At 32.5% G+C, this 23,938-nt stretch carries 23 protein-coding genes, 1 tRNA gene and 1 pseudogene; 17 read left to right on the forward strand and 8 right to left on the reverse strand.

Features of this window, described 5'->3' with window-relative positions:
* Positions 1 to 23 precede the first annotated feature (23 nt).
* The 9 genes and pseudogenes from potA (at position 24) to Q428_RS03825 (ending at position 7,375) form a co-directional block, all read left to right on the forward strand.
* Entirely contained in the window at positions 24 to 1,064 is a 1,041-nt protein-coding gene (gene potA / locus Q428_RS03790) for a spermidine/putrescine ABC transporter ATP-binding protein (RefSeq protein ID WP_035378361.1), read from the forward strand.
* A 3-nt stretch (positions 1,065 to 1,067) separates the two neighbouring features.
* Positions 1,068 to 1,892 (forward strand): ABC transporter permease, encoded by an 825-nt coding sequence (locus Q428_RS03795; RefSeq protein WP_035378363.1) that lies wholly within the window; start codon positions 1,068 to 1,070, stop codon positions 1,890 to 1,892.
* A pseudogene (locus Q428_RS15865) lies at positions 1,886 to 2,649 on the forward strand (ABC transporter permease); the annotation flags it as partial. The gene Q428_RS03795 and the pseudogene Q428_RS15865, both read left to right, overlap by 7 nt.
* The gene (locus Q428_RS15870; protein WP_423219573.1) at positions 2,626 to 3,732 is read left to right on the forward strand and encodes an ABC transporter substrate-binding protein; all 1,107 of its coding nucleotides are present in this window, start codon (positions 2,626 to 2,628) and stop codon (positions 3,730 to 3,732) included. The pseudogene Q428_RS15865 and the gene Q428_RS15870, both read left to right, overlap by 24 nt.
* A 184-nt stretch (positions 3,733 to 3,916) precedes the next feature.
* Positions 3,917 to 4,345, forward strand: coding sequence for a cytochrome b5 domain-containing protein (locus Q428_RS14375; protein WP_051514897.1), 429 nt, complete (start codon positions 3,917 to 3,919; stop codon positions 4,343 to 4,345).
* Positions 4,346 to 4,425: 80 nt separating this feature from the next.
* Complete coding sequence (locus tag Q428_RS03810; protein WP_051514898.1) at positions 4,426 to 5,331, forward strand: hydrogenase small subunit; 906 nt, start codon at positions 4,426 to 4,428, stop codon at positions 5,329 to 5,331.
* 12 nt (positions 5,332 to 5,343) lie between these two features.
* On the forward strand, positions 5,344 to 6,756 hold the full coding sequence (locus tag Q428_RS03815) for a nickel-dependent hydrogenase large subunit (RefSeq protein ID WP_035378367.1): 1,413 nt from the start codon (positions 5,344 to 5,346) through the stop codon (positions 6,754 to 6,756).
* On the forward strand, positions 6,757 to 7,200 hold the full coding sequence (locus Q428_RS03820; RefSeq protein WP_051514900.1) for a hydrogenase maturation protease: 444 nt from the start codon (positions 6,757 to 6,759) through the stop codon (positions 7,198 to 7,200).
* A gap of 84 nt (positions 7,201 to 7,284) precedes the next feature.
* Positions 7,285 to 7,375, forward strand: a tRNA-Ser gene (locus Q428_RS03825).
* Between the two features lie 63 nt (positions 7,376 to 7,438).
* On the opposite strand, the gene Q428_RS03830 is transcribed toward Q428_RS03825, so the two are convergent.
* Together Q428_RS03830 and asd are read right to left on the reverse strand one after the other, a co-directional pair.
* Positions 7,439 to 7,900, reverse strand: coding sequence for a hypothetical protein (locus tag Q428_RS03830; protein ID WP_035378369.1), 462 nt, complete (start codon positions 7,898 to 7,900; stop codon positions 7,439 to 7,441).
* A gap of 77 nt (positions 7,901 to 7,977) precedes the next feature.
* Positions 7,978 to 9,063: an aspartate-semialdehyde dehydrogenase gene (gene asd, locus Q428_RS03835; RefSeq protein ID WP_035378371.1), complete on the reverse strand. Its 1,086-nt coding sequence runs from the start codon at positions 9,061 to 9,063 to the stop codon at positions 7,978 to 7,980.
* A 348-nt stretch (positions 9,064 to 9,411) separates the two neighbouring features.
* Here asd and Q428_RS03840 point away from each other — a divergent pair, with 348 nt between their 5' ends.
* The 5 genes from Q428_RS03840 to pstA all read left to right on the forward strand — a co-directional run bounded on the left by Q428_RS03840 (position 9,412) and on the right by pstA (position 14,272).
* The gene (locus Q428_RS03840; protein WP_035378374.1) at positions 9,412 to 10,140 is read left to right on the forward strand and encodes a ZIP family metal transporter; all 729 of its coding nucleotides are present in this window, start codon (positions 9,412 to 9,414) and stop codon (positions 10,138 to 10,140) included.
* A gap of 124 nt (positions 10,141 to 10,264) precedes the next feature.
* The gene (locus tag Q428_RS03845) at positions 10,265 to 11,173 is read left to right on the forward strand and encodes a transposase (protein WP_035378376.1); all 909 of its coding nucleotides are present in this window, start codon (positions 10,265 to 10,267) and stop codon (positions 11,171 to 11,173) included.
* A gap of 348 nt (positions 11,174 to 11,521) precedes the next feature.
* On the forward strand, positions 11,522 to 12,430 hold the full coding sequence (locus Q428_RS03850) for a phosphate ABC transporter substrate-binding protein (protein ID WP_051514901.1): 909 nt from the start codon (positions 11,522 to 11,524) through the stop codon (positions 12,428 to 12,430).
* 70 nt (positions 12,431 to 12,500) lie between these two features.
* Positions 12,501 to 13,418, forward strand: coding sequence for a phosphate ABC transporter permease subunit PstC (gene pstC, locus Q428_RS03855; RefSeq protein ID WP_084478088.1), 918 nt, complete (start codon positions 12,501 to 12,503; stop codon positions 13,416 to 13,418).
* The gene (pstA, locus tag Q428_RS03860; RefSeq protein WP_035378379.1) at positions 13,415 to 14,272 is read left to right on the forward strand and encodes a phosphate ABC transporter permease PstA; all 858 of its coding nucleotides are present in this window, start codon (positions 13,415 to 13,417) and stop codon (positions 14,270 to 14,272) included. The genes pstC and pstA overlap by 4 nt, the downstream gene beginning before the upstream one ends.
* A 30-nt stretch (positions 14,273 to 14,302) precedes the next feature.
* Here the strand turns inward: pstA and Q428_RS03865 are convergent, their stop codons facing one another.
* The 3 genes from Q428_RS03865 to Q428_RS03875 all read right to left on the reverse strand — a co-directional run bounded on the left by Q428_RS03865 (position 14,303) and on the right by Q428_RS03875 (position 17,564).
* Positions 14,303 to 16,033 carry an alkaline phosphatase gene (locus tag Q428_RS03865; RefSeq protein WP_051514904.1) on the reverse strand — a complete coding sequence of 577 codons (1,731 nt, stop codon included), beginning with the start codon at positions 16,031 to 16,033 and terminating at the stop codon, positions 14,303 to 14,305.
* Between the two features lie 287 nt (positions 16,034 to 16,320).
* Complete coding sequence (gene yidA, locus Q428_RS03870) at positions 16,321 to 17,127, reverse strand: sugar-phosphatase (RefSeq protein WP_035378380.1); 807 nt, start codon at positions 17,125 to 17,127, stop codon at positions 16,321 to 16,323.
* Positions 17,128 to 17,276: 149 nt separating this feature from the next.
* Positions 17,277 to 17,564, reverse strand: a complete 288-nt coding sequence (locus Q428_RS03875) for a hypothetical protein (RefSeq protein WP_035378382.1) — start codon at positions 17,562 to 17,564, stop codon at positions 17,277 to 17,279.
* Between the two features lie 200 nt (positions 17,565 to 17,764).
* Here Q428_RS03875 and pepV point away from each other — a divergent pair, with 200 nt between their 5' ends.
* From pepV to Q428_RS03890, 3 genes are all read left to right on the forward strand, one after another.
* The gene (gene pepV, locus Q428_RS03880) at positions 17,765 to 19,156 is read left to right on the forward strand and encodes a dipeptidase PepV (protein WP_035378383.1); all 1,392 of its coding nucleotides are present in this window, start codon (positions 17,765 to 17,767) and stop codon (positions 19,154 to 19,156) included.
* A 199-nt stretch (positions 19,157 to 19,355) separates the two neighbouring features.
* On the forward strand, positions 19,356 to 20,747 hold the full coding sequence (locus Q428_RS03885) for an MBL fold metallo-hydrolase RNA specificity domain-containing protein (protein WP_035378385.1): 1,392 nt from the start codon (positions 19,356 to 19,358) through the stop codon (positions 20,745 to 20,747).
* Between the two features lie 39 nt (positions 20,748 to 20,786).
* Positions 20,787 to 21,209, forward strand: coding sequence for a (deoxy)nucleoside triphosphate pyrophosphohydrolase (locus tag Q428_RS03890; RefSeq protein WP_035378387.1), 423 nt, complete (start codon positions 20,787 to 20,789; stop codon positions 21,207 to 21,209).
* Between the two features lie 57 nt (positions 21,210 to 21,266).
* Here Q428_RS03890 and Q428_RS03895 read toward each other — a convergent pair whose 3' ends face one another.
* From Q428_RS03895 to Q428_RS03905, 3 genes are all read right to left on the reverse strand, one after another.
* On the reverse strand, positions 21,267 to 22,124 hold the full coding sequence (locus tag Q428_RS03895) for a tetratricopeptide repeat protein (protein ID WP_035378389.1): 858 nt from the start codon (positions 22,122 to 22,124) through the stop codon (positions 21,267 to 21,269).
* Between the two features lie 225 nt (positions 22,125 to 22,349).
* Positions 22,350 to 23,075: an energy-coupling factor ABC transporter ATP-binding protein gene (locus tag Q428_RS03900; RefSeq protein ID WP_035378391.1), complete on the reverse strand. Its 726-nt coding sequence runs from the start codon at positions 23,073 to 23,075 to the stop codon at positions 22,350 to 22,352.
* Positions 23,076 to 23,079: 4 nt separating this feature from the next.
* Positions 23,080 to 23,868, reverse strand: coding sequence for an energy-coupling factor transporter transmembrane component T (locus Q428_RS03905; protein WP_035378392.1), 789 nt, complete (start codon positions 23,866 to 23,868; stop codon positions 23,080 to 23,082).
* Positions 23,869 to 23,938 lie beyond the last annotated feature (70 nt).

A 23,938-nucleotide genomic window follows, 5' to 3' on the forward strand; every position in this document is an offset into this window, starting at 1 on the left:
AACTGTTATGGGAGGTTGTTAGTATGGTAGAAAATATAATAGAACTCAAGAATATAAATAAGGAATACGAAGGACATAATGCCTTAAAGAATATAAATCTTTATGTAAAAAGAAATGAATTTATTACTTTACTTGGGCCCAGTGGATGTGGAAAAACCACAACCTTAAGGCTCATTGGAGGCTTTGAGAGCCCAACATCAGGAGAAATATTGTTTGAAGGTAAAAATATTGCAGACCTCCCACCATATAAGCGCAGGGTTAACACAGTATTTCAAAAATATGCTTTATTTCCACATATGAATGTATATGAAAATATTGCCTTTGGACTAAGAATTAAGAAGATTGATGAGGATACAATTGAAAAAAAGGTTAAAGCAATACTTTCCCTTGTAAATCTTGAGGGCTTTGAAAATAGATACATAGATTCTTTAAGTGGAGGACAGCAACAAAGAATAGCAATTGCCAGGGCTCTAGTTAATGAGCCAGAGGTTCTTCTTTTGGACGAGCCTTTAGGTGCACTGGATTTAAAGCTTCGTAAGGAAATGCAGATTGAACTTAAAAAAATGCAGCAAAAATTAGGAATTACCTTTATATTTGTAACCCATGATCAAGAGGAAGCACTGACTATGTCAGATACAATTGTAGTAATGAAGGATGGAATGATTCAACAAATTGGAACACCGGAAGATATATATAATGAACCTAAAAATGCATTTGTTGCAGAATTTATTGGTGAAAGTACCATTGTTGATGGAATAATGATTGAAGATTTCTTAGTTGAGTTTTCAGGAACTTCATTTGAATGTGTTGATAAGGGATTTAATAATAATGAAAATGTTGATGTTGTTATAAGACCTGAGGATATAAAGTTGGTTTCTCTTGAGGAGGGTATGTTAAAGGGTATAGTTGAGTCGGTTACTTTTAAGGGTGTTCATTATGAAATGATGATAAAAAGTGATAAGCAGGAATTTAAAGTTCACAGTACAAAGATGGAACCGGTTGGGACAAAGGTTGGACTAAGGATTGATCCTAATGATATTCATATCATGAAGAAGGTGAGATAAAACATGAAAAAGAAGTGGATTGCATACCCCTACATTTTATGGATGATAATGTTTATACTTGTTCCAGTAATTTTGGTATTGTCATACAGTATCACCTATAAGGAAGGGGTTGGATTTGGTTTTACACTTGAACACTATAAGAGATTTTTAGACCCCCTATATTTAAATGTTCTCTGGAATTCTGTAGTACTTGCACTGATTAGTACCGTTGCATGTTTAATTCTTGGCTATCCTATGGCGATGATTTTAGCAAAGGCTGAGCTGAAGAGAAGAAATTTAATGGTACTTATGTTTGTTATACCAATGTGGATGAATTTTCTTCTTCGTACCTATTCATGGATGACACTGCTTGAGCGAAATGGATTAATTAATAGATTTTTAAAGCTTATTCACCTTCCGCAATTAAACCTGTTATATACAAATGAAGCAGTGATTATTGGAATGATATATAATTTTCTCCCATTTATGGTACTGCCTATTTATACAGTTCTTATTAAAATAGATAAGAGCCTAATAGAGGCTGCCTATGATCTGGGGGCTGATAAATTAAGAGTATTTAGAAAGGTGATTTTTCCTTTAAGTCTGCCAGGAGTAATTTCCGGAATAACAATGGTATTCATGCCGGCAATTACTACCTTTGTTATTTCAAGGCTTCTTGGAGGAGGACAGTTCACTTTAATAGGAAATCTTATTGAACAGCAGTTTTTAAATGTTGGAGATTGGAACTTCGGTTCTGCAATTTCCATTGTTATGATGATTTTAATTTTAATAAGTATGGCGATAATGTCTAAATACGATAAGGATAAGGAGGGAGTTGGGCTTTGGTAAATAGATTTCTGAAAAGACTTTATGCATTTTTAATATATTTGTTTTTATATGCTCCAATCCTTATTTTAATTATTTTTTCCTTTAATAATTCCCGTTCCCGTGGAAACTGGGGAGGTTTTCTCTAAAGTGGTATAGTGCCTTATTTAAGGATTCACAAATAATGACATCACTATACTATACATTAACTGTAGCTCTTATTTCAGCAGCAGTAGCTACCATACTTGGAACTGCAGCGGCTATTGGAATTCACAATATGAAAAGAAAGCAAAAGAAAATTGCAATGAATATAACGTATCTGCCGGTTTTAAATGCGGATATCGTTACTGGTGTGGCTCTTATGATTTTGTTTATCTCAATAAAGCTGCCACTTGGGTTTATAACGATGCTTCTGGCTCATATAACCTTTGAAATACCATATGTTATTTTATCTGTTTTACCTAAGCTTAAGCAACTAAACAATAACCTTTATGAAGCAGCCCTTGATTTAGGTGCAGAACCTTGGTATGCCTTTAGAAAGGTTATTCTTCCTGAGATAACGCCAGGAATCATTTCAGGTGCACTGTTGGCATTTACATTATCTTTGGATGATTTCGTTATAAGCTTTTTTACAACAGGCTCAGGAGTTTCTAATCTTTCAATTACAATTTATTCAATGGCAAGAAGAGGAATAAATCCAAAGATTAATGCACTTTCAACCCTTTTGTTTCTGACAGTTTTATTTCTATTGCTTGCAATAAACAGAAGAACAGGTAAGACAGCTGAAACAAAGGTCAGAAACAAACAAAGAAAAAGAAGTTTTGCCTTTAAAATGGCAGCAGCATTATTACCAATATTAATAATTATTGTTTTAACAGGTTACAGACGGGGTTCGGAAAAAGTTACACTTAACGTTTATAATTGGGGAGATTACATAGATGAAAGGGTAATATCAGAGTTTGAGGATACTTATAACATCAAGGTAAACTATGAAAACTTTGCAACAAACGAAGACATGTATGTAAAGATTAAATCCGGTGGCACAAATTATGATGTTGCCTTCCCTTCAGATTATATGATAAGTAAAATGATTAAGGAAAAATTACTTGAAAAGATAGACTTAAACAATGTTCCAAACTATAGTCTTATAGATAGTAACTTTAAAAACCTTAAATATGATATTAATAACGAATATTCAGTACCTTATATGTGGGGTACAGTAGGAATTATATATAACAAAAAAATGGTTAAGGAGCCCGTTGAAAGCTGGGATATTCTATGGGATAAAAAATATAAAAAGCAGATTCTGATGCTTGATAGTCAAAGAGAGTCGGTAGGTGTTGCTCTTCAGAAACTTGGATACTCCTTAAACACAAGGAATAAAGAAGAATTAGAAGCTGCAAAAATGGAGCTTATCAGACAAAAGCCTTTAGTTCTTGCTTATGTTGGGGATGAAATAAAGGATAAAATGATTGCAGGAGAAGCAGCACTTGCAGTAGTTTGGTCAGGAGATGCAGTGTTTATGAAGGAGCAAAACCCAGATCTTGAATATGTAGTCCCTAAGGAAGGAAGTAACATATTCTTTGACGCAATGGTTATTCCAAAAACATCAAAGCATAAAAAGGAAGCAGAGATATTTATTAACTTTATGTGTGAAACAGATGTTGCACTGAAAAACACTGAATATATTGGCTACTCAACGCCCCAAACTGAGGCTAAAAATAATTTGCCAGTGGAAACAGCCAATGACCCTGTGGCATATCCAGATGCTGAGGTTATAAAAAGATGCGAAGTCTATGAAGATCTAACAGATATGATAAAGGAATATGATCGTATTTGGACAGAAGTCAAAGCAGCAAAATAAAAAGAGAGGGACATTTAAGTATTGAATATATTTGTAAAAAAATATTTTAACATAATTAGTAACTGTCCTTAATATCACCCACACCCATATTGTCTAATTTAGATAATATGGGTATTTTTGTATGCAATTATCTATTTTATTTTCATATATTTAAGTGTGAGAATTTTTATAGGAGTTGTTTAACTTGAAAATATGTGAAAAAGAAATAATGGAACTTGAGAAGAGCTGCAGGATGGCTAGAATGTATGGTAATTATATTAAAAAAACACCATGTTTTATTGAGAGGCAAAGATACCAAATGCTTATGCTTAATGAGCTAGAACATGCTGCTTATTTAATAAGTATTATCAGAAAAAAACTTGATGAAAATTTTTTTAGGCAGGAAAGGGAGTTTACCCTTGAGGAATTAGCAGGTTTTAATGGAGCAGATGGAAAACCAGCTTATATAGCAATTGATGGGGTTGTTTACGATGTAAGCAATAATCCAGCATGGGGTGGGGGAACTCACTTTGGAGTAGTTGCAGGAACAGATGCAACCATGGAATTTAAATCCTGCCACAAGGAACAGGTACTAGCAAAACTCCAAAGGGTAGGAGTGTTAAAAAACATATAATTATTGTGGTGACATGGATAAAATGCAATGGGAAGGATTAAATTCCTTTAGATTTCATTTTAGGATGTTGTAAAGGGATAATGGATTTTAAATTTTCAGGGGGGATTAATTTGAAAAATGAGGCTAGATGTCCTCTAGTTAACTATAAGGAATCAACATCCAGGGCAATTGCAGAGGAGGTAGTTGAAAAGATTAAAAAAAACAGGGTAAAGAAGCTTAATGCCATTTGGCTTGAAGCTACAGGTTGCTCAGGTAATATTATTTCTTTTTTAAATGGAGAAAATCCAGGACTCATATTTAGTTTAACACAGATAATCAATCTGACATATAACAATACCCTGATGGGGGCTGAGGGTGAAGCTGCTTTTGAAGATTTCTTAAATACGTTAAACACTGAATTTATACTGCTTGTAGATGGGGCAGTATCTACAAAGGAGGATGGAAGGTACAATATTGTTGCAAGTTATAAAGGCAAGCATATAACAGCTTTAGAAGCAGTTAAAATGGCGGGGGAAAAGGCAAAATATGTTGTAACCGTTGGAACTTGTTCATCCTATGGAGGAATTTCAGCTGCAAGTCCCAATCCATCAGGAAGTAAAAGTGTTAAAGAAGTTTTAAACAGGGAAGTAATAAGACTTCCTGGATGCCCTGCCCATCCAGATTGGGTTGTTGGTACTATAGCCCACCTTGTGGGATTTGGTATGCCAGCATTGGATGAAGAAAGTAGACCACTTCTTTTCTATGGGGTTACTATACATGATACTTGTACAAGGAGAGGCTTCTTTGAGAAAAAGATATTTGCATCAAAGCTAGGTGAAGATGGATGTATGTTAAGGCTAGGCTGCAGGGGACCGGTAACTAAAACCGATTGTCCAAGAAGAAAATGGAATGGATATGTAAACTGGCCTATTGGAGATAATACACCATGTATTGGATGTGCCCAGCCATTTTTCCCTGATGGCATGGAACCTTTTGTCAGGTATTAGGAGGTGAGTAACTTGGGTAAAAAGATTATAATTGACCCAATAACAAGAATGAGCGGTTTTTTAGAGTTAGATGTTGAAACTAAGGATAATGTAGTTACTAATGCCAAAACAAGTGGACTTTTATATAGGGGATTTGAGAAAATGCTAAAAGGAAGGTCTCCCTTTGATGCTATATATTTTACTGAAAGAATATGCGGAATATGTTCAACAGCACATTCAACAGCGTCCACCCTTGCCTTAGAGGAGGCACTTAATGTAAAAGTCACGTTAAATGATATGTACCTTAGGGATTTGATACATGGCTTTGAATTCATACAGAACCATATTAGACATATTTATAATTTTATTATTCCCGACTATGTAAAAATACCAGATATAAGGCCTATATCTCCACAGCCATACAAGGATTACAGGCTGCCAGAGCGTTTAAATGCAAGAGTAAGCAGAAATTATGTAAGGAGCATAGAATTCAGCAGACTTGGGCATCAAGGTCTTGCCACACTAGGAGGAAAGGCACCCCATAACCATGGAATATTTGTTGGAGGAGTTACTGTAAACATAGATTCCTATAAAATATCGCAGGTTAAGTCTATAATAGATCAGATAAAAGGATTTGTTAATACTGATATGCTTGAGGATGTAAATACTCTGGCTGAGTATTATCCTGATTATTTTAAAAAGGGAATATCTTATTCCAATTATATGAGTTTTGGAGTATTTGATAAATATACTGATCCTGAGTTAATATATGTAAAGCCAGGGGTTATGATAGAAGGTAAGAAATATTACTTTGATAAAAACAAAATAACTGAAAATATCCGATATTCATGGTATGTAAGGGAGCTTGAAACAACAAAACCAGGAATAGAGATTCAAGATGATATTAATTTATCAAAGCAAAATGCATATACATTTATAAAGGCACCACGTTATGGAGGGCTTCCTATGCAGGTAGGTCCTCTTGCAAGGCTGATGTTAACAGGAGAGTATACAAATGGAGCATCATGTATGGATAGAAATGTTGCCAGAGCCCTTGAAACAAAGAAAGTATTGGACATTATGGGAAACATAGCAGCAAGGGTTGAAATAAAAGACAATAATCAACAAGTATATAACATACCTGACAGTAGTATAGGATCAGGATTAATAGATACAACAAGGGGAAGCTTAGCACACTTTGTTAGTATTGAAAATAAGGTGATAAAAAACTATGACATAATAACACCAACAGGATGGAATCTATCACCTATGGATGAAAATGGTGTTCATGGGGCAGGAGAAATGGCACTTATAAATTCTAAAATAGATGACATAGAAAATCCTATTGAACTTGGAAGAATTATAAGATCTTTTGATCCATGTGTTTCCTGTGCAACACATCTTATTGGGAAATCAATTGAGCCAATTGATATAAGGGTAATTTAAATGGGAACAAAGGTTATTGCCATAGGAAATATTTTAATGTGTGATGATGGAGTTGCTGTAAGGGTTTGTGAGAATATAAAGGATAGCTTAGCAAAGAATAATATAGAGGTAATTATTGGTGAAACGGATTTTGAATATTGCCTTTCAAATATAGAAGATGGAGATTTTATATTTATAATTGATGCAATAAACAGTGGAAAAGAGGTAGGGGAAATAACTATATTTCCCTTGAAAAGCAAACTGTACCCCGGATTATCACAACACGGATGCAGTTTGGTAGATTTGGTATTACTATACAACAATAGCATCAATGGGTTTGTTATAGGAATAGAGGTAAAGGAAATAAAATTTGATTTTAATTTAAGCGATGAAATAAATAAAAAGCTTGGCGAAATAGAAAAACAGGTTGAAAAAATCATTACAAAAAAAGTTTTTCTAAAGTGAGGGTTTATTGATATGTGAAAATCATAAATTGAGTCGAAAAATGTTGACATGTTTTTAGGAGGCTGATATAATAAAACATGTCTTGGAGAGATGGTCGAGTTGGTTTAAGGCACCGGTCTTGAAAACCGGCGTAGGGGTGACTCTACCGTGGGTTCGAATCCCACTCTCTCCGCCAGGAGCTACACAATGTGTAGCTTTTTTTATGCTTAAAATAAATAGGCTTCAATAGTAGTGAAGCCTATTTAATAATTTGGAGTTTCTTCTTAATGGTATACACTTCTTTCTCGGTTTGTATTTCTTTATGAGTTAAAAAATCAAGATCATTTGAAAGAACATCGATTTTCTCAATTGTTAATGTGTGATTAGTTGCGTTTTTAGCATCAAGTTCATTCAGCTGATCTTTAAGTGAAAGAAGCAGTTCACTATGCTCTTTTTGAACCATTTTAATTTCAGTAATATCAGCATGAAGTAATTTCTGCCCATCTTTTAAGCTGGATACTTCAGTTTGCAAACTGCGCATTTCAGCTTGCATATCACGCATTTCAGTTTGTATGTTGCACATTTCAGCTTGTATATTGCGCACTTTGGCCTGGATATCATTTACCTGACTTTGAATACTCGTTAATTGAGTCTGAAGTTGATTTTGATTTTCTTCCATGCTGCTTAATTTATTTAAAATTTGTTCTAAAAGTTTTTCCATAATATTAAACTCCTTTAAAAAGTTTATTACCATAAATATTATACACTATGTTAACGAATTAAGAGAATAGAAGTGTATTATTTTAAATTAAAATATCTTTCAGCAGCTAAAAGTTCAGCGGTAAGAACAGAACCGCCAGCAGCACCACGTAGGGTGTTATGAGATAGACAAACAAACTTATAGTCAAACAAACTGTCTTCTCTCAATCTTCCCACTGTTATTCCCATACCCTTTTCTATATCTCTATCCAGCTTTGTTTGAGGTCTATTTTCTTCTTCAAAGTAGGTTAAAAATTGCTCAGGTGCATTTGGAAGATTTAATTCCTGAGGTTTACCCTTAAATGTCTTCCATCTTTCAAGTATTTCTTCCTTTGAAGGTTTCTTATCGAAGGAAACAAAGACAGCAGCCATATGTCCATCGGATACAGGTACGCGTATACATTGGGCGGTTATTACTGGCTCATTAGCATTAACTATTTTATCACCTTCAATATGTCCCCAAACCTTTAAAGGTTCTTGTTCGCTTTTTTCTTCTTCTCCACCAATATAAGGAATAATATTATCATTCATCTCTGGCCAATCTGAGAATATCTTTCCGCTTCCTGAAATGGCTTGGTAGGTGCAAACCAGTATCTTGTTAGGTTTAAATTCCATAAGTGCGTTTATAGCAGGAACATAACTTTGAATAGAACAGTTAGGTTTAGCCACAATAAATCCACGTTTAGTTCCAAGTCGTTTTTTCTGAGCATCGATTATTTTTAAATGATCAGCATTAATCTCTGGAATAATAACAGGTACATCTGGAGTTTTACGATGTGCTGAATTATTAGAAACAACTGGTGTTTCAGCCTTTGCATATGCTTCTTCAATTTTTCTTATTTCATCAGCAGGCATATTAACAGCACAGAAAACAAAATCAACAAGGCTGCTTATTTCTTCAACTTCATTTATATTTTTAACAACCATATTTTTAACCTTTTCAGGCATTGGAATATTAAGCTTCCATTTGCCACCAACAGCATCTTCATAACTTTTACCAGCAGATCTTTCACTTGCTGCAAGAACTGCAATTTCAAAATATGGATGATTATCTAGAAGTGTTATAAGTCTTTGACCAACAAATCCTGTAGCTCCAAGGACACCAACCTTTAATTTTCTATTCATATTATCAACCTCCAAACTACTATATGAATTTTTAGTTATTTAAGTTACACTTATTAAATTAGTCTGCTTACATCTTAATACAAATATAGCGAAAGAAAATAAAAAAACATTAAAACTTAATCTGTTACATATATTATCCTTAACATTATTATATTAATCAACAGTAATTTATGACAAATGAATAAAGAATTAATTACTTTAGTAGTAGGGACACTTAACAATTGCGACAAGCAATTATTAACTGTTTTTTTATTGTGGTTTAATTGACTTTGAATTTGTATAGGTATATATTATAAGTGATAACTATTTTCAATTTCCAATGGTAACAATTATTAAGGTGGGAGCATAATGGATACGATTTTAACAATTTTAGTTATTTCAGTACTGGGACCAATAATAGGTTCACTTATTGGTGTATGGAAAAAACCATCAGAAACCCTTATGTATAATATGCTTTCCTTTGCAGCTGGGGTAATGCTTGCAATATCATTTCTTGAGCTTATTCCAGAGAGCATAAAATTTTCTTCTATATGGGTCTGCGTACTAGGAATAGCATTAGGTACATTATTGATGTTTGCTGTTGATAAACTAATTCCACATATACATCCTGAACTATGTGCACAGGAACAAGGAAGAAATCTAAAAAAAACAGCTGTCTTTCTTATAATAGGAATAATGCTGCACAATCTACCAGAGGGTATGGCAATAGCAATAGGAACAGTATCAGATTCTAAAATAAGTATTGCAATAGCACTTGGAATTGCTATACATAACATTCCAGAAGGAATATGTACATCTGCACCCTACTATATGTGCACACAAAAAAGGTTAAAATCCTTTTTACTTTCTTCAGTAACAGCATTGCCAATATTGATTGGCTTTGTAATTGCCTATTTTTTATTTAAAAATATTTCCTATACATACATAGGATTAATAATAGGAATAACGGCAGGACTTATGATTTATATATGTGCTGACGAACTTATTCCAGAATCATGTAGTAAAACAACAAACCATAGTACCATATTCTCATTGATATTTGGGATAATATTTGTTGTATTACTTCAACATATCTAAATAATGGGACATATAAGTGTTGTAAATAATGGGACATATAAGTGTTGTTTAGAACCTATGAATAACATCTCCCTTCAAAGGAAATACTAACTGCAGAGTACACTTTGAAGGGAGATGTTTTTTTATGCCAAGATTAGCAAGGCAAAAGAAAGAAGATGCCATTTTTCATGTAATGGCAAGGAGTATAAGTGAAGTTGATTTATTTAAAGATGATACGGATAAGCTTAATTATTTAGCTTTGGTTAAAAAATATCAAAAAACCTATGAATTCAGAGTATATGGCTACTGCCTTATGGATAATCATCTACATCTGATAATAGATGCCAACGGAGCAGATATTTCAAGGATTATGCACAGCATAAATTTCTCCTATTCACAATATTTCAATCACAGACATAAAAGACATGGGCATCTATTTCAAGACAGATTTAAAAGTAAAATGGTAAAAAGTGAAATATATCTCTATGCCTTATCGGCATATGTTCACAACAACCCTTGTGATATAAAGGGATATGAAAATTGCCCAGAGAAATATGAGTTTTCAAGTCTTTCAATATATCTAGGCTTAAGACATGACCCCTATGAACTTGTTGATGATGGCTTTATTATGGGCATGTTCAGCAAAAATTCTAAAAGAGCTAGGGAAAGCTATATGAAATTAGTATATAAGTGCTCTGATAAAGTTTTTAAAGAAGAAGTAGAGTTTTTAAACGAAGGAACAGAATACAGAAGTGAAAGAAAGATATTAATAAGAAACATTAAAACCAAAGAAATACTTGAATTTATTGCAACAAAACTTGGAATTGAAAAAATAAAGCTACATACAAAACACTGCAGAGAAATAGTTGAAGCAAAGGCACTGGCTGTACTTTTAATGAGGAGCCTTTGCAACTTAAAATGCAGTGAAATCTGCCGTGTCCTGGGAAACATAACCCAAAGCAGAGTTTCAAACCTCAGCAGCCTTGGGGTGAAGCTTTTAGATGATGAGAAATATAAAAACATTACATATGAGTTTATGGAACAGTATGCGTAATTTTTAAAAATAAAAAGTTAAAGTCTAATTTTAAAGAATTAAAAAAATAACTCTTTTTATTAAGCATAAAAATTGGACAAGCATAGAAAAAATTAAAGAAAAATAAGAATAAAGTTATATTAAAAGTATAAAATTATTAATTTCATCTAGAGATAGATAGAGAGTTATTTTAAAAATACACATATATATTTTACTACAACAAGTATATGTCCCTTTTCTGTGCTTTTCTGTAACAAAGACATAACATTCATATAACATATTTTTCCATCAATTAACCTTAGTTTAATTTATTATGAAATTAATTATATTAAAATTTAATTGTAATAAAAATTCATAGGAGGTAAATGTATGAAAAAAATAAGGAATGTATTGGTAATGTTTATCTGTGCAATCGTATGCTTAGCAACAACTGTTAGTTATGCTAGCAGCAAAAAGACTCTTGCAGGAACAATAAAATGTTCAGGTTCAACTGCACTTCTTCCTATTGTAAAACAGGCTGCTGAAGATTTTATGAAGGTATATCCGAAGGTTTCAATTGAAGTAACTGGTGGTGGTTCAGGAACAGGTATAAGGAATGTAACTGATGGTGTTGTTGATATTGGAAATTCTGATGTATTTGCACCAGAAAACAGCGGACTTGTAGATAATCAAATAGCTGTAATTCCATTTTTATTTATTGCAAATAACGATGTAAAGGTTTCTAGTTTAACAAATGATCAGCTAAAAGGAATATTTTCAGGAAAAATAACAAATTGGAAGGAAGTTGGAGGAGAAGATAAGAAAATAGTAGTTGTAATGAGACCAGCTTCTTCAGGAACTAGAATGACGATTCAACAAATAGTTATGGGAAAAGAAAACTTTACAACAAACGCAATAGTTCAGGATAGTACAGGTTCTGTTAAAACAACTGTAGCAAATACTCCAGGTGCAATAGGATATATAGACCTTGCATACGTCGATTCAAAGGTTAAAGCTTTGAAATACAATAACGTAGAATGTAATTTAGAAAATGTTAAGAATGGTAAATACACTCTAGTTTCCATAGGACATATGTATACAAAGGGGCAGCCAAATGAATTAACAAAGGCCTTTATAGAATATATAAAAGGTACAACTTTTCAAAATAGGGTTTTACAGTATTATAAATTCGCTCCAGTTACAAAGGAGTTAAAGGATAAAGTCAACAAGATCAAAATAGGATCCAGTTCATCAAACAATAAAAACACAATAAAACCAAGTGTAAAAAGAAAAAAATAGAAATAGAAAAACAAAAATCACCGGATAGGAAGTCTGGTGATTTTTATTAGAGAGAAAGGGATGTAGTTTAATGGAAAGTAAAATTATAAGAGGAAAAAATACGTACTTGACATTTAAAAATGTTAAAACAGCAAAGGAGATTGAAAAAATTATAAAGATGCTTTTAACGGCATGTGCAATATTTATGATTATTGTGATTTTTTCAATTATTACCTTTGTAAGTAAACAGGGTCTAGAGACATTTAAAATGGTGTCACCAATAGAATATTTTACAAGCTCCTACTGGTCGCCATTTGAAGAACAGTTTGGAATTCTTACGTTTATAAAGGGAACTTTGCTTTTAACAGGATTATCAACTCTAATAGGAGGAGTTTTAGGAGTTGGTTGTGCCATTTTTATAAGTAAATTTGCTCCTAAATTCATAAAAAATATCCTTCGATTTACAGTTGAAATTTTTGTTGGGATACCATCCGTTGTTTATGGCTATATTGGGCTTACTGTTGTTGTCCCATTAATACGTAGAATATTTTCAAATTCAGTGGGATTTGGAATACTCCCAGCATCTTTAATATTGTCTGTAATGATAATGCCAACGGTGATAACCATTTCTGAGGACAGCATAAATTCGGTTGATATATCTTTTGAAGAAGCATCATATGCCCTTGGGGCAACAAAAATTCAAACAATATTTGGAGTAATATTGCCATGTGCTTTTCCGGGAATAATATCAAGTATTATTTTGGCAATGGCAAGGGCTTTAGGTGAAACTATGGCAGTTCAAATGGTTATAGGAAACACTCCTCAGCTTGCCAATTCACTTCTTGAGCCAACAAGTTCATTGACAACAGCTATTGTAATGGATATTGCCAACACTGAATTTGGAAGCACATGGAATAATGCTTTATTTATGATGGCAACAGTTCTTTTAGTAATATCTATAATATTTATTTTATTTGCAAGAAAACTTAATAGGAGGAGTATGAGATGAAGTGTAGCAAGTTAAAAGACAACTTTATCACCATGCTTTTTTGGGCTAGTGGGGTAATAATTTTTTTATTACTATGCTGTTTTTTATTTATGATTCTATCAGAAGGACTACCTGTTCTAAGCTTGGATTTTATTTTTGGAAGACCAGAAGAAATGTTGGAAGGGGGAGGTATAGGTCCAGAAATATTTAATACATTTTATATTCTTTTATTATCTATGCTAATTACAATTCCCATAGGATTAGGAGCAGGAATATATCTTGCAGAGTATGCAAAGGACAATATTATTACAAGGGTAATAAAGCTTAGCGTTGAGTGCCTAGCATCTGTGCCATCTATAGTCTTTGGTCTCTTTGGAATGATTGTATTTGTGGTAAAATTTAAAATGGGATTTAGTATTTTAGGTGGTGCTGCTGCTCTATCATTATTAAATCTTCCTGTAATGGTCAGGGTAACGGAACAAGCAATAACCTCTGTACCAAATATCTATAAAGAAGCCAGTTATGCTCTAGGAACAACAAAATGGCAGACGATCTATTCTGTTATACTTCCAATAGCTTTACCTAATATTATAACAGGAATAAACTTAATAGCAGGACGAGCAATTGGAGAATCAGCTGTTTTAATATATACAGCGGGAACAAGCATTTCAAGGGTTTTTCCCCAGTTCAATCCAATGGCAGCAGGGGAAACCTTATCAGTTCATTTGTGGTATGTTAAGGCAATTGGATTGATACCAGATGCTGATAGAGTATCAGCAGGAACAGCAGCAATGCTTATTGTTATAATATTGATATTTAATATGGTTATAAAACTAATAAACAAATATATAAAAAGAAATTTTGAGGGGGTTTAAAAATAAAGGAGCGGCCATTTGGCCGCTCCTTTATTTTGCTTCAAATATAATGTCTAAAGCTTGTATTGGAAGGTAAATACGCTCATTTTTGGCTAATATAGTTAGACCATTTAAATATTTCACTTTACCGTTTATTTTAATAATATTTGTACTTATAGGCAATTCTGCTACTATTTTACCTTTAGTGATAATAAGAACTGGATTTGCCATATCAGTAACATCAAGTTCGGCCTCTGCATTAGGTAAATATGTTAGACCTTCTTCTAATTCTACAAATAAATCAGCATTTACATCATTTAATGAAATTCCCATTGCTTTTGCAGCTATTTTAGCAATATCAGTGTTATCTATAACTCCTGATGGTTTACCAGGACCATATGCATAAAGAACAGTATCGCTACCTGTGTGTCCATTTGTTGTCCAACCAATTACTGACCTTGAACTGAGCATAGGACCAATAACATAATTGAGCTTTCCAGCAGGTGCCTTTTTAATTGCCTCGATTTCTTCTGCAGTCAAATCTGTTATTCCATAATAATCTCTCATTACTTCTACTATATTGTCTCTTTCAGGGTTTAACTTACTTTCTACGCCGACACCTGTTAAGGTTGCTTTTTTTAGTGGGTCAAGTAAAGTATTTGCCTTTAAAGTAGTATAGGTTGAATCTGTTTTTTTATTTCCTATAGAAAGACCACCATTGTCATGATCAGCAGCAGCTATAATCAATGTATTTTTATCCTTTTTTGCAAAATCTAAAGCAACTTTAATTGCTTCGTCATATGCTAATACATCACTTATAACTCCCTTTGGGTCATTAGCATGGGATGCCCAATCAATTTCACTTCCCTCAACAAATAAAAAGAAACCATCCTTGTCCTTAGACAGTAATTCTATTGCTTTTCTTGTCATTTCAGCTAGGCTAGGTTCTTTTTCAGGATCTCTATCAATATCATGTGACATAGCATCATCAGCAAATATTCCCCATATCTTTTCACCATTAGCTGATTTCATTGATTTTGTATCTTCTACAAATTGATAATTCATTTTTTTAAGTTCGTCAATTAAATTAAGTCCATCCTGTCTACCTTTTTCACCAGGTAAAAGATATTTTTTTCCTCCACCAAAGACTACGTTTAAATTTTGATATACCTGTTGTTTAGCAATCTCAAAGTATTGATTTCTATTTGGAACATGAGCAGTAAAGCCTGCTGGAGATGCATGGGAAACCTGTGAGGTTGATACTATTCCTGTTGCCTTATTTTTTAATTTTGCTGCTTCTAATACAGTTGCAAGGGGCTTATATGCATCTTTTTCATTTACACTTTGTAAAGAAGGATAGTTTATTTCAGATGGATATACAGAAATGTAGCCATCATTTGATTTGTAACCAGTGGCCATGGCGGTAGCTGCAGGTGCTGAATCAGTTATTATTGAATTATAACAATATGTTTTTACTAAACCAGTGGCGATTTCATCCATATAGAGATTGGAACCTTTATACAAGCGAGCAAGGGTTGTATGTGATACGCCCATACCATCACCTAAAAAAATAATTACATTTTTAGCTTGATTAGGATTTTGAACAGGTTGCTTATTAGCTGGTTTTGCTGGTGTGTTTTTAAGTGTGACCTTTTTTGCTGTAACAGTGGGTTTTGGAGTAACATTTTTCTGTTGACCATTAACTTGTAGAGTAAATAGATTTGAAACAAGTAAACAGGACAAAAGCAGGGTACTTAATCCTTTTTTTAAATTTTTGAACATGTGAATTCCTCCTTTAAGGTTTATAAGTTAATGGTAATATTTGAATGTTAAAACCATTATATGGAACTGTTAAGGAATGTGTAGATTTGGTTAAGTATATTTTAAAAGGAGGAACTAAGATTATAACTTAAAAACATGAGTTTTAACTTCGTTTTAACACAAAATAAGTTTATTTATAAAATTATTTGTTTACAATTATAATTAAGAGATAAGTTAAAATTAAAAGTAAATAAATTTCCCCCCCTTTATGTATAGGAGCCAGCTATTTAAACAGCTGGCTCTAAATTTTATTTTGAAAGAATAAATTTATTTATAACGTGGGCAACACCATGTTCTTCATTGGTTTTAGTTATATAATCTGCAGCTGCCTTAACTTCAGGGAAAGCATTTCCCATGGCAACTCCAAGACCAGCATATTTAATCATATGAAGGTCATTTCCAGCATCTCCAACGCATATGATTTCTTCTTTTGAAATACCTAATTCCTTAGCTAAAAGTTCAACTCCTGCACCTTTATGAACATTTTTATCTAAAAATTCAAGGAAAAAAGGAGCACTTCTTACAACTGTATATTTTTCATATATTTCTTTTGGAATTTTTTTAATTACAGTTTCAAGATATTCAGGCTCATCTATAAACATAACTTTTACTATGGTTGTATTTTCATCAATATCCTCAAAACTAATCTCTTCAAGAGGAATATGGTTAAGGTCTGCCTCAAGCTTTGAGTATTTACTGATTTTAGGAGTAATACAACTTTTAGGAGTAAGGGCATGAATATTTACCTTTAATTTTTTACTCAGGTTGTATAGAAATTTTAAATCATCAATTGACATTAAAGTCTGAGCCACAACATCACCTGTATTTGTATTTTGAACTACTGCACCATTAAAGGCAATAGCATAATCACCTTCATCAGTTAAATTAAGTTCCTTTAAGTATCTTTTAATACCGTTTAATGGCCTTCCAGTGGCTAAAACAATCTTAACTCCCCTTTCCTTTGCCTTTCTTATAGCTTTATGATTTTCAATAGATATAGTTTTATCCTCTTTTAAAAGCGTTCCATCCATATCAATTGCAACTAATTTATACATATCATAACCCCCATGTCTTCCAGCTAATTTTTAATCTAAAATATATTATATCAGTAAGGATTTGTGAAAACTATAACAATTTTTGAAAAAAAAAAGAGGTGATTATTGAGAACATCACCTCCATCAAAAAACTAGACTAAAAATTAAAATTAATCATCATCATCCTCATCCATATCCTGCATAGCAGCCATAGGATACATTCCAGGCATAGCATACATTCCGCTCTTTGCCATCATGTTTCCTCCCGGCATTACGTTTTCCATTGGCATCATTGACGACATATTCATATAAGGACATACAGGCATCATTCCCTGCCATTGCATCATCATAGGATTCATTGCCATCATAGGGCATATTGGCATCATATTAGGCATCTCCATCATTTTCTCCTTTGGACACATATGGCGGTTCATTGCCTTTTTAGAATTATAATCCATAAATTCACCTCATATAATTTTTAACCTACATTTATAATATATGTGTTTTTTAAAAATTATGACACATAAAAGTAAAGGTTTTTCATTTAATTATATATTCCTACTTATCCTTAGTTCAAAATACAATAGTTCTATGATATAATTTTTGAAGAATAGATAACCTAAAAAATATTTTGAAGGTTATTGAAGGAGGTAACATTATGAATTTTAATTCAAAAATCGATTCAATGAAGGATGAAATTATAAAATCAACTCAAGAAATACTTAAAATTAAAAGTACTGAAGGTGAACCAAAGTCAGGAATGCCCTTTGGTGAGGGAGTAGCAAAGGCATTGGATTGCGCACTCAATATATCAGGAGAACTTGGTTTTAAAACAGTTAATTTGGATGGCTACATAGGTTATGCTGAATATGGTGAGGGAGAAGACTATGTAGCAGTTTTAGGACACCTTGATGTTGTTCCAGAGGGAGACGGATGGATTTATCCACCTTATGCTGCAGAGATACATGATGAAAAAATATATGCAAGGGGAGCACTTGACAATAAAGGACCAATTATGGCAGCACTTTATGGCTTGAAGGCAATAAAGGATTCAGGTGTAAAGCTTTCAAAGAGAGTTAGAATAATATTTGGAACAAATGAAGAAACAGGAAGCAGAGAGATGGAACATTATTTAAAAATTGAGAAGCCACCAGTTTCTGGTTTTACCCCTGATGCAGAGTTTCCAATAATATATGCAGAAAAAGGATTGACAGTTTTTGATATTGTTAAGGACTTAAATGTAAAACCCCAAGGGGATGTTGTTATTAAATACATAAAAGGTGGACAAAGAGCAAACATGGTGCCAGATTACTGTGAAGCAGGTATTATTTCAAAGGATTCAGCTGCAATTGCAGGCTCAGCAGAAAATTTTGCAAAAGTAACTGGTTATGATATAAAAGCTGAAATAAAGGATGATGTGACTATCATTAAATCCTTTGGAGTATCAGCCCATGGAAGTTTACCACAGCATGGAAAAAATGCAATAATGCAGCTCTTTGCATTTTTAGGTACGATTAATCTTGGAAAGTCAGATATAGCAGACTTTATAGAGTTTATGAATGAGAATGTTGGTATGGATGTATTTGGAACAAGATTTGGTGTTGGTCTTGAGGATAAGGCCTCAGGAAAACTTTCATTTAACGTTGGTGTTGTTGAAATGAATGAAGATAAAATAACAATGAAACTAAATTTAAGATATCCTGTAACATTTAAAATGGAAGATATGGTAAATCCATTTAACGCAAGGCTAGATGGAAGCGGAATCAGGGTGGAAAACTTTGAACATCAGGCACCCCTTTATTTTCCAGAGGATCATGAACTCATTAAAACTCTTCAAAAGGTATATACAGAACAAACTGGTCAGGAGGCAACACTTCTTGCAATCGGTGGAGGAACATATGCAAAGGAGATGCCTAATATTGTTGCATTTGGTCCTATTTTTCCTGGAAAACCTGACCTTGATCACCAGGCAAATGAATATATAGAAGTTGAAGACCTTATGCTATGTACAAAAATTTATGCACAGGCAATATACGAACTAGCTAAATAAAATAAGAATTTTCTCTTAGACTTCTTAAAAATAGCCCCATAAAGTACTTATTATAAGTACTTTATGGGGCTATTTGATAAATTTAAAAGGTAATTTAAAGTTATCTTTGTATTTCTTTTCCTTATTATACCTGCAAATTTAACTTTTAAAATATTCCGACAAATTATATAATTAAAAAAAGAGATAAGGGGTGATGGCAATGAAGATAAAATTTTGCGGGGCAGCAAAAACCGTTACGGGATCATGCTATTTAATAGAAACCAGAGAAAGAAAGTTCCTAGTAGATTGTGGTATGTTTCAGGGAAGTGTACATGATTTGAACACTTCGCCATTTCCATTTAATCCAGCAGAAATAGATTTTATGATACTTACCCATGCACATATAGATCATTCGGGAAGAATTCCTATCCTTGTTAAAAACGGATTTAAAGGAAGTATATATTGTACTTCTGCAACTGCTGAATTAGCCCAGGTAATGCTGAAAGATAGCGCACATATTCAAGAAACTGAGGCACAGCAGAAAACAAAGAAAAGGCTTAGAAAGGGTTTAGAACCTGTTGAACCATTATATACTATTGTCGATGCTGAGTTAGCAGGGAAATATATCTACCCAGTTTCATACGATAAAACAGAAATAATAGATGAAAATATAAGTTTTACATTAAAGGATGCAGGACATCTTTTAGGTTCAGCAATAGTTCAGATTCAAATAAATGAAGATGGTCAGAAAAAAATCATTACATTTACAGGTGATTTAGGTAATTTTAATATACCTATAATTAAGGACTATGAATATATAGAAAAAACAGATTACTTAATTATGGAATCAACATATGGCAACAGGCTGCATGAAATAGATAATCAGGCTAATGATTTATATGAAATCATTGTAAATACAGTAAAAAGAGGAGGAAACGTTATACTTCCTGCCTTTGCAGTTGGAAGGGCACAGGAATTATTGTATTTATTAAATTATTATATTGATATTGAAAAAAGAAAAAAGATAAAGAATGTAGAAGTATATCTGGACAGTCCCCTTGCTAAGAGTGCAACGGAGATATTTGGAAGACATATGGAGTGTTATGATGATGAGGCAGTAAAATTATTTTTAAAGGATACCCATCCCCTTGATTTCAGTAATCTTAAAATAATAGAGAGCCCAGAGGAATCACAGGAGTTGAACAAGAAAAATGGAGTAGTTATAATATCCTCCAGCGGTATGTGTGAGGCAGGAAGGATAAAGCACCATTTAAAGCATAATATCTGGCGTGAGGATTGTTCATTGGTATTTGTAGGTTACCAGGCAGAGGGTACTCTTGGAAGAAAGATACTGGATGGTGCAGAAAAAATTAAAATTTTTGGTGAAGAAATGGTTGTTAAAGCAAAAATTTATAGAATAGAATCTTTATCTGGGCATGCAGATTTAAACGGGATTTTAAATTGGGTTAAGAATATCAGACATGGTGTGTCAAAACAGATTTTTATAACCCATGGTGAGGAGGAAGCAGCGGAAAATCTCAAAAAGGAGATAGAAAAATTAACTGCGGCAGAGGTTATTATTCCTAATATGAATGAAGAGTACAAAATATGAAAAACATATAGTATAAACTTTTAATTGGAGATGACTCTAATGGATACAGAAAATATAACTGCTATAAAGGTAACTTGTGCTATTATAGAGAAGGATGGTAAAATTTTAGCAGCCCAGAGAAGTGAAAAAATGAGCCTGCCATTGAAATGGGAATTTCCAGGTGGAAAGATTGAGAATCTTGAAAAACCAGAGGAATGTATATTGAGGGAAATCAAAGAGGAATTAGGTATAGATTTAAATATAAAGTATATGCTGAAATCAAACACACATTGTTATGGAAACAGAAAAATTGAGCTTATACCCTTTGTCTGCAGTATAGCCGGCGGTGATATAATTCTAAAAGAGCATAAAGCAGTACTTTGGGACTTTCCTTTAAATTTAAAGAATTTAGATTGGGCAGAGGCTGATATACCAATATACAATCAATATTTATCCTTAGTTAAAGGTCAGGGCTTAAAATGAAGTTATAATAAATGGACGGATATTCTTTGTTATAAAGGCATCCGTCCATAAATTATTTTATCGCTTTTTCTGATTAGAATTTTTCATAAAAATAATTCTGCCATTTTTATTACTTTTACGAGAAGCTGACTTTAATTTTTTCAAGCAGTCTTCTCTGTTCTTTTTATAAAAGACGTTTTCAGAATCCAGCTTAATTGCCTTTTCAAAATTTAAAAGGGCTTCTCTGTTTTTTTTTAATATAAACAGGATGTATCCTATGTTATTGTATATAACAGCCAGGTCTTTATTGTCAAGATGGGAAGAACTTTTTAAAACCTTATCATAATAATATAGAGATTGTTCATAGTCTTGCAGATTATAGTAAATAACAGCTAAATTATAAAAGGCTAAGGGTGATGATTTTTCAATTTCAATTATTTTCTTGTTTATGTCTATTGCTTCATCAAATCTTTCAAGCCCTTGAAGAAGAAGGGCTTTGTTATAAAGACAATCAAGGGCATAGGGATTTTCTTCAAGAGCTGAATCCAGCCAATACATTGCAGATTCATATTCCCCCATAGTGATTAGAAGATTTGCCTTTGCATTATATGCTGACACAGAATTTTTATCATTCATTATTGCAGTGTCAATGCATTTCAAAGCTTCTTTATTCTTACCAAGTTTTGATAGAATTTCTGCCTTAGCTAAAAGCAGACTTTTGTCATTTGAATTCATAAGAAGCCCTTTGTTAATAGCATTGATTGCTGAGGAATGTTCTCCTATTTCGAAAAGGCATTCAGCCTTGTATATATACGGTTTTTTAAAATTAGGATCTGTTTCAATTGATCTATCAAAATAAAACAAAGCAAGTTTATATTCCTTTTTATCAAAAAAAGATAAACCTTCATAAAAATATTTTACAGCTTCTTTTTTCATTAAAAACACCTCAGGTTGTATTAAATTCTTTTGTCAATTATACCACTTAATTACTTAAAATTATATAGTGGTACATACATACTTTATTAAACCTCAGGAATATTATTTTTCATTGGGGCATTAATCAAGAAAATAAAATTGTTTTGAACAGAAATAAAGGAATAAAAAAAATAAAGCAGCCTTGAGACAAGACTGCTTATAACATAAAAATGTGCACAGTTGGTTTTATATTATATTATTTTCAAACAAGAATACACTATCGTTGATAACCTTATCATAATGGTCATCTCTTATAATTCTATGATTTTTAGAGAAAACGATTGCCCGTTTAAAGACATCTTTAACATATTCAAAATCATGGGTAGCGCAGATAACTGTTTTACCTGATTGATTTAGTTTTATAAGCAGCTCCCTAAAAAATCTTTTAGTCCTTGGATCAAGTCCGTTCATAGGTTCATCAAGAACAATAACTTCAGGGTTAGAAGAAAGAACACAGGCTATTGCAACCCTTTTCTTTTCTCCTCCACTGAGATTGAATGGAACACGGTCTTTTAAATCTTCAATATTTAAAAGTCTTAAACAATCCTCACATCTTCTTTTAACATCTATTTCGCTAAGTCCCATTTGTCTAGGACCAAAGGCTATTTCATCATAAACAGAGGAGCAGAAAAGTTGTGAATCTGAGTTTTGAAAAACAAATCCTATTTTTTTATGAAATTTCTTTGAAAAAATCTGGTTATTCATGGATGAAGGAGTAATTTTCTCGCCGTTAAAAATGTAATCTCCACTTGAGGGAAAGATTAAGGCATTAAGTATTTTAAGAAAGGTTGATTTTCCACTACCGTTAGGACCGATTATAGCAATGGATTCACCCTTTTCAATTTTAATGCTTATATTATCAATGGCCTTCAGACCATTATACTCAAATGTTATATTGTTAATTTCAATCATTATGTCACCTGCCCATAGTAAAATAGAAAATAAATACAACAACAATTAAAGTAGCAAATAAGAGATCTGCAATGCTAAAGTGAAACCTTGTTTTAATTTCATATTCTCCTGTAAAACCTCTGCATTCCATTGCATAATACATCTCTTCAGACATATTTTTTGACTTTAGAAACATATTGCCTATTATAGATGACATATTAGTATATTTTTTATTGTTTTTTCCTATTGAGCGTAATTTAAGTGCACAAAGGGTTTCAAAAGATATGTTGCTTAACAAATATATAAATCTTAAAGTGTTTTCCAATACAAAAATAAATATATCTGGTACTAAAAAGAATTTTAAAACCTTAATAATATCATTCCATGGAGTAGTTGAGGTTAATATGCTTACAGAACATATGTCTCCAAAGACTTTAAGAACAATAATAATGGCGTTTAGCTTGTTTCCATTAAGGATTGAAGGTATTAACATTATTAAAGTAAAGGAAGCGAAAGTAAAGGCTGCCTTTAATATATGATTATTTTTTACTATTGCTAACACTGTAAAAACAATAAGAACATCTGTTAATAGAACAAAGGTAACTTTTGTTGATAAGGAAAGCAATATAATTGTTGATATAAGAAGTATAAATCTCATTAAGGGATTGGCAGAAAGTATTGAATTACTTTGCCTTAGATTAACTCCATTAATTATTTTTGAGATAATTTCTGAAAAAATAAATATATTTTTGCCTAAATATCTACTGTTATCCTTAACAGGAACATAATCATCTTCCTTAAACAACCAATCCACAAAAACACCTACTTTTATTCAAATCTCATTAAGTTAAGAAATAAATAAATAATTTTTGAACAGAGTATGT

It is taken from the genome of Fervidicella metallireducens AeB (genome assembly GCF_000601455.1).
GTDB classification, from domain to species: Bacteria; Bacillota; Clostridia; order Clostridiales; family Caloramatoraceae; genus Fervidicella; species Fervidicella metallireducens.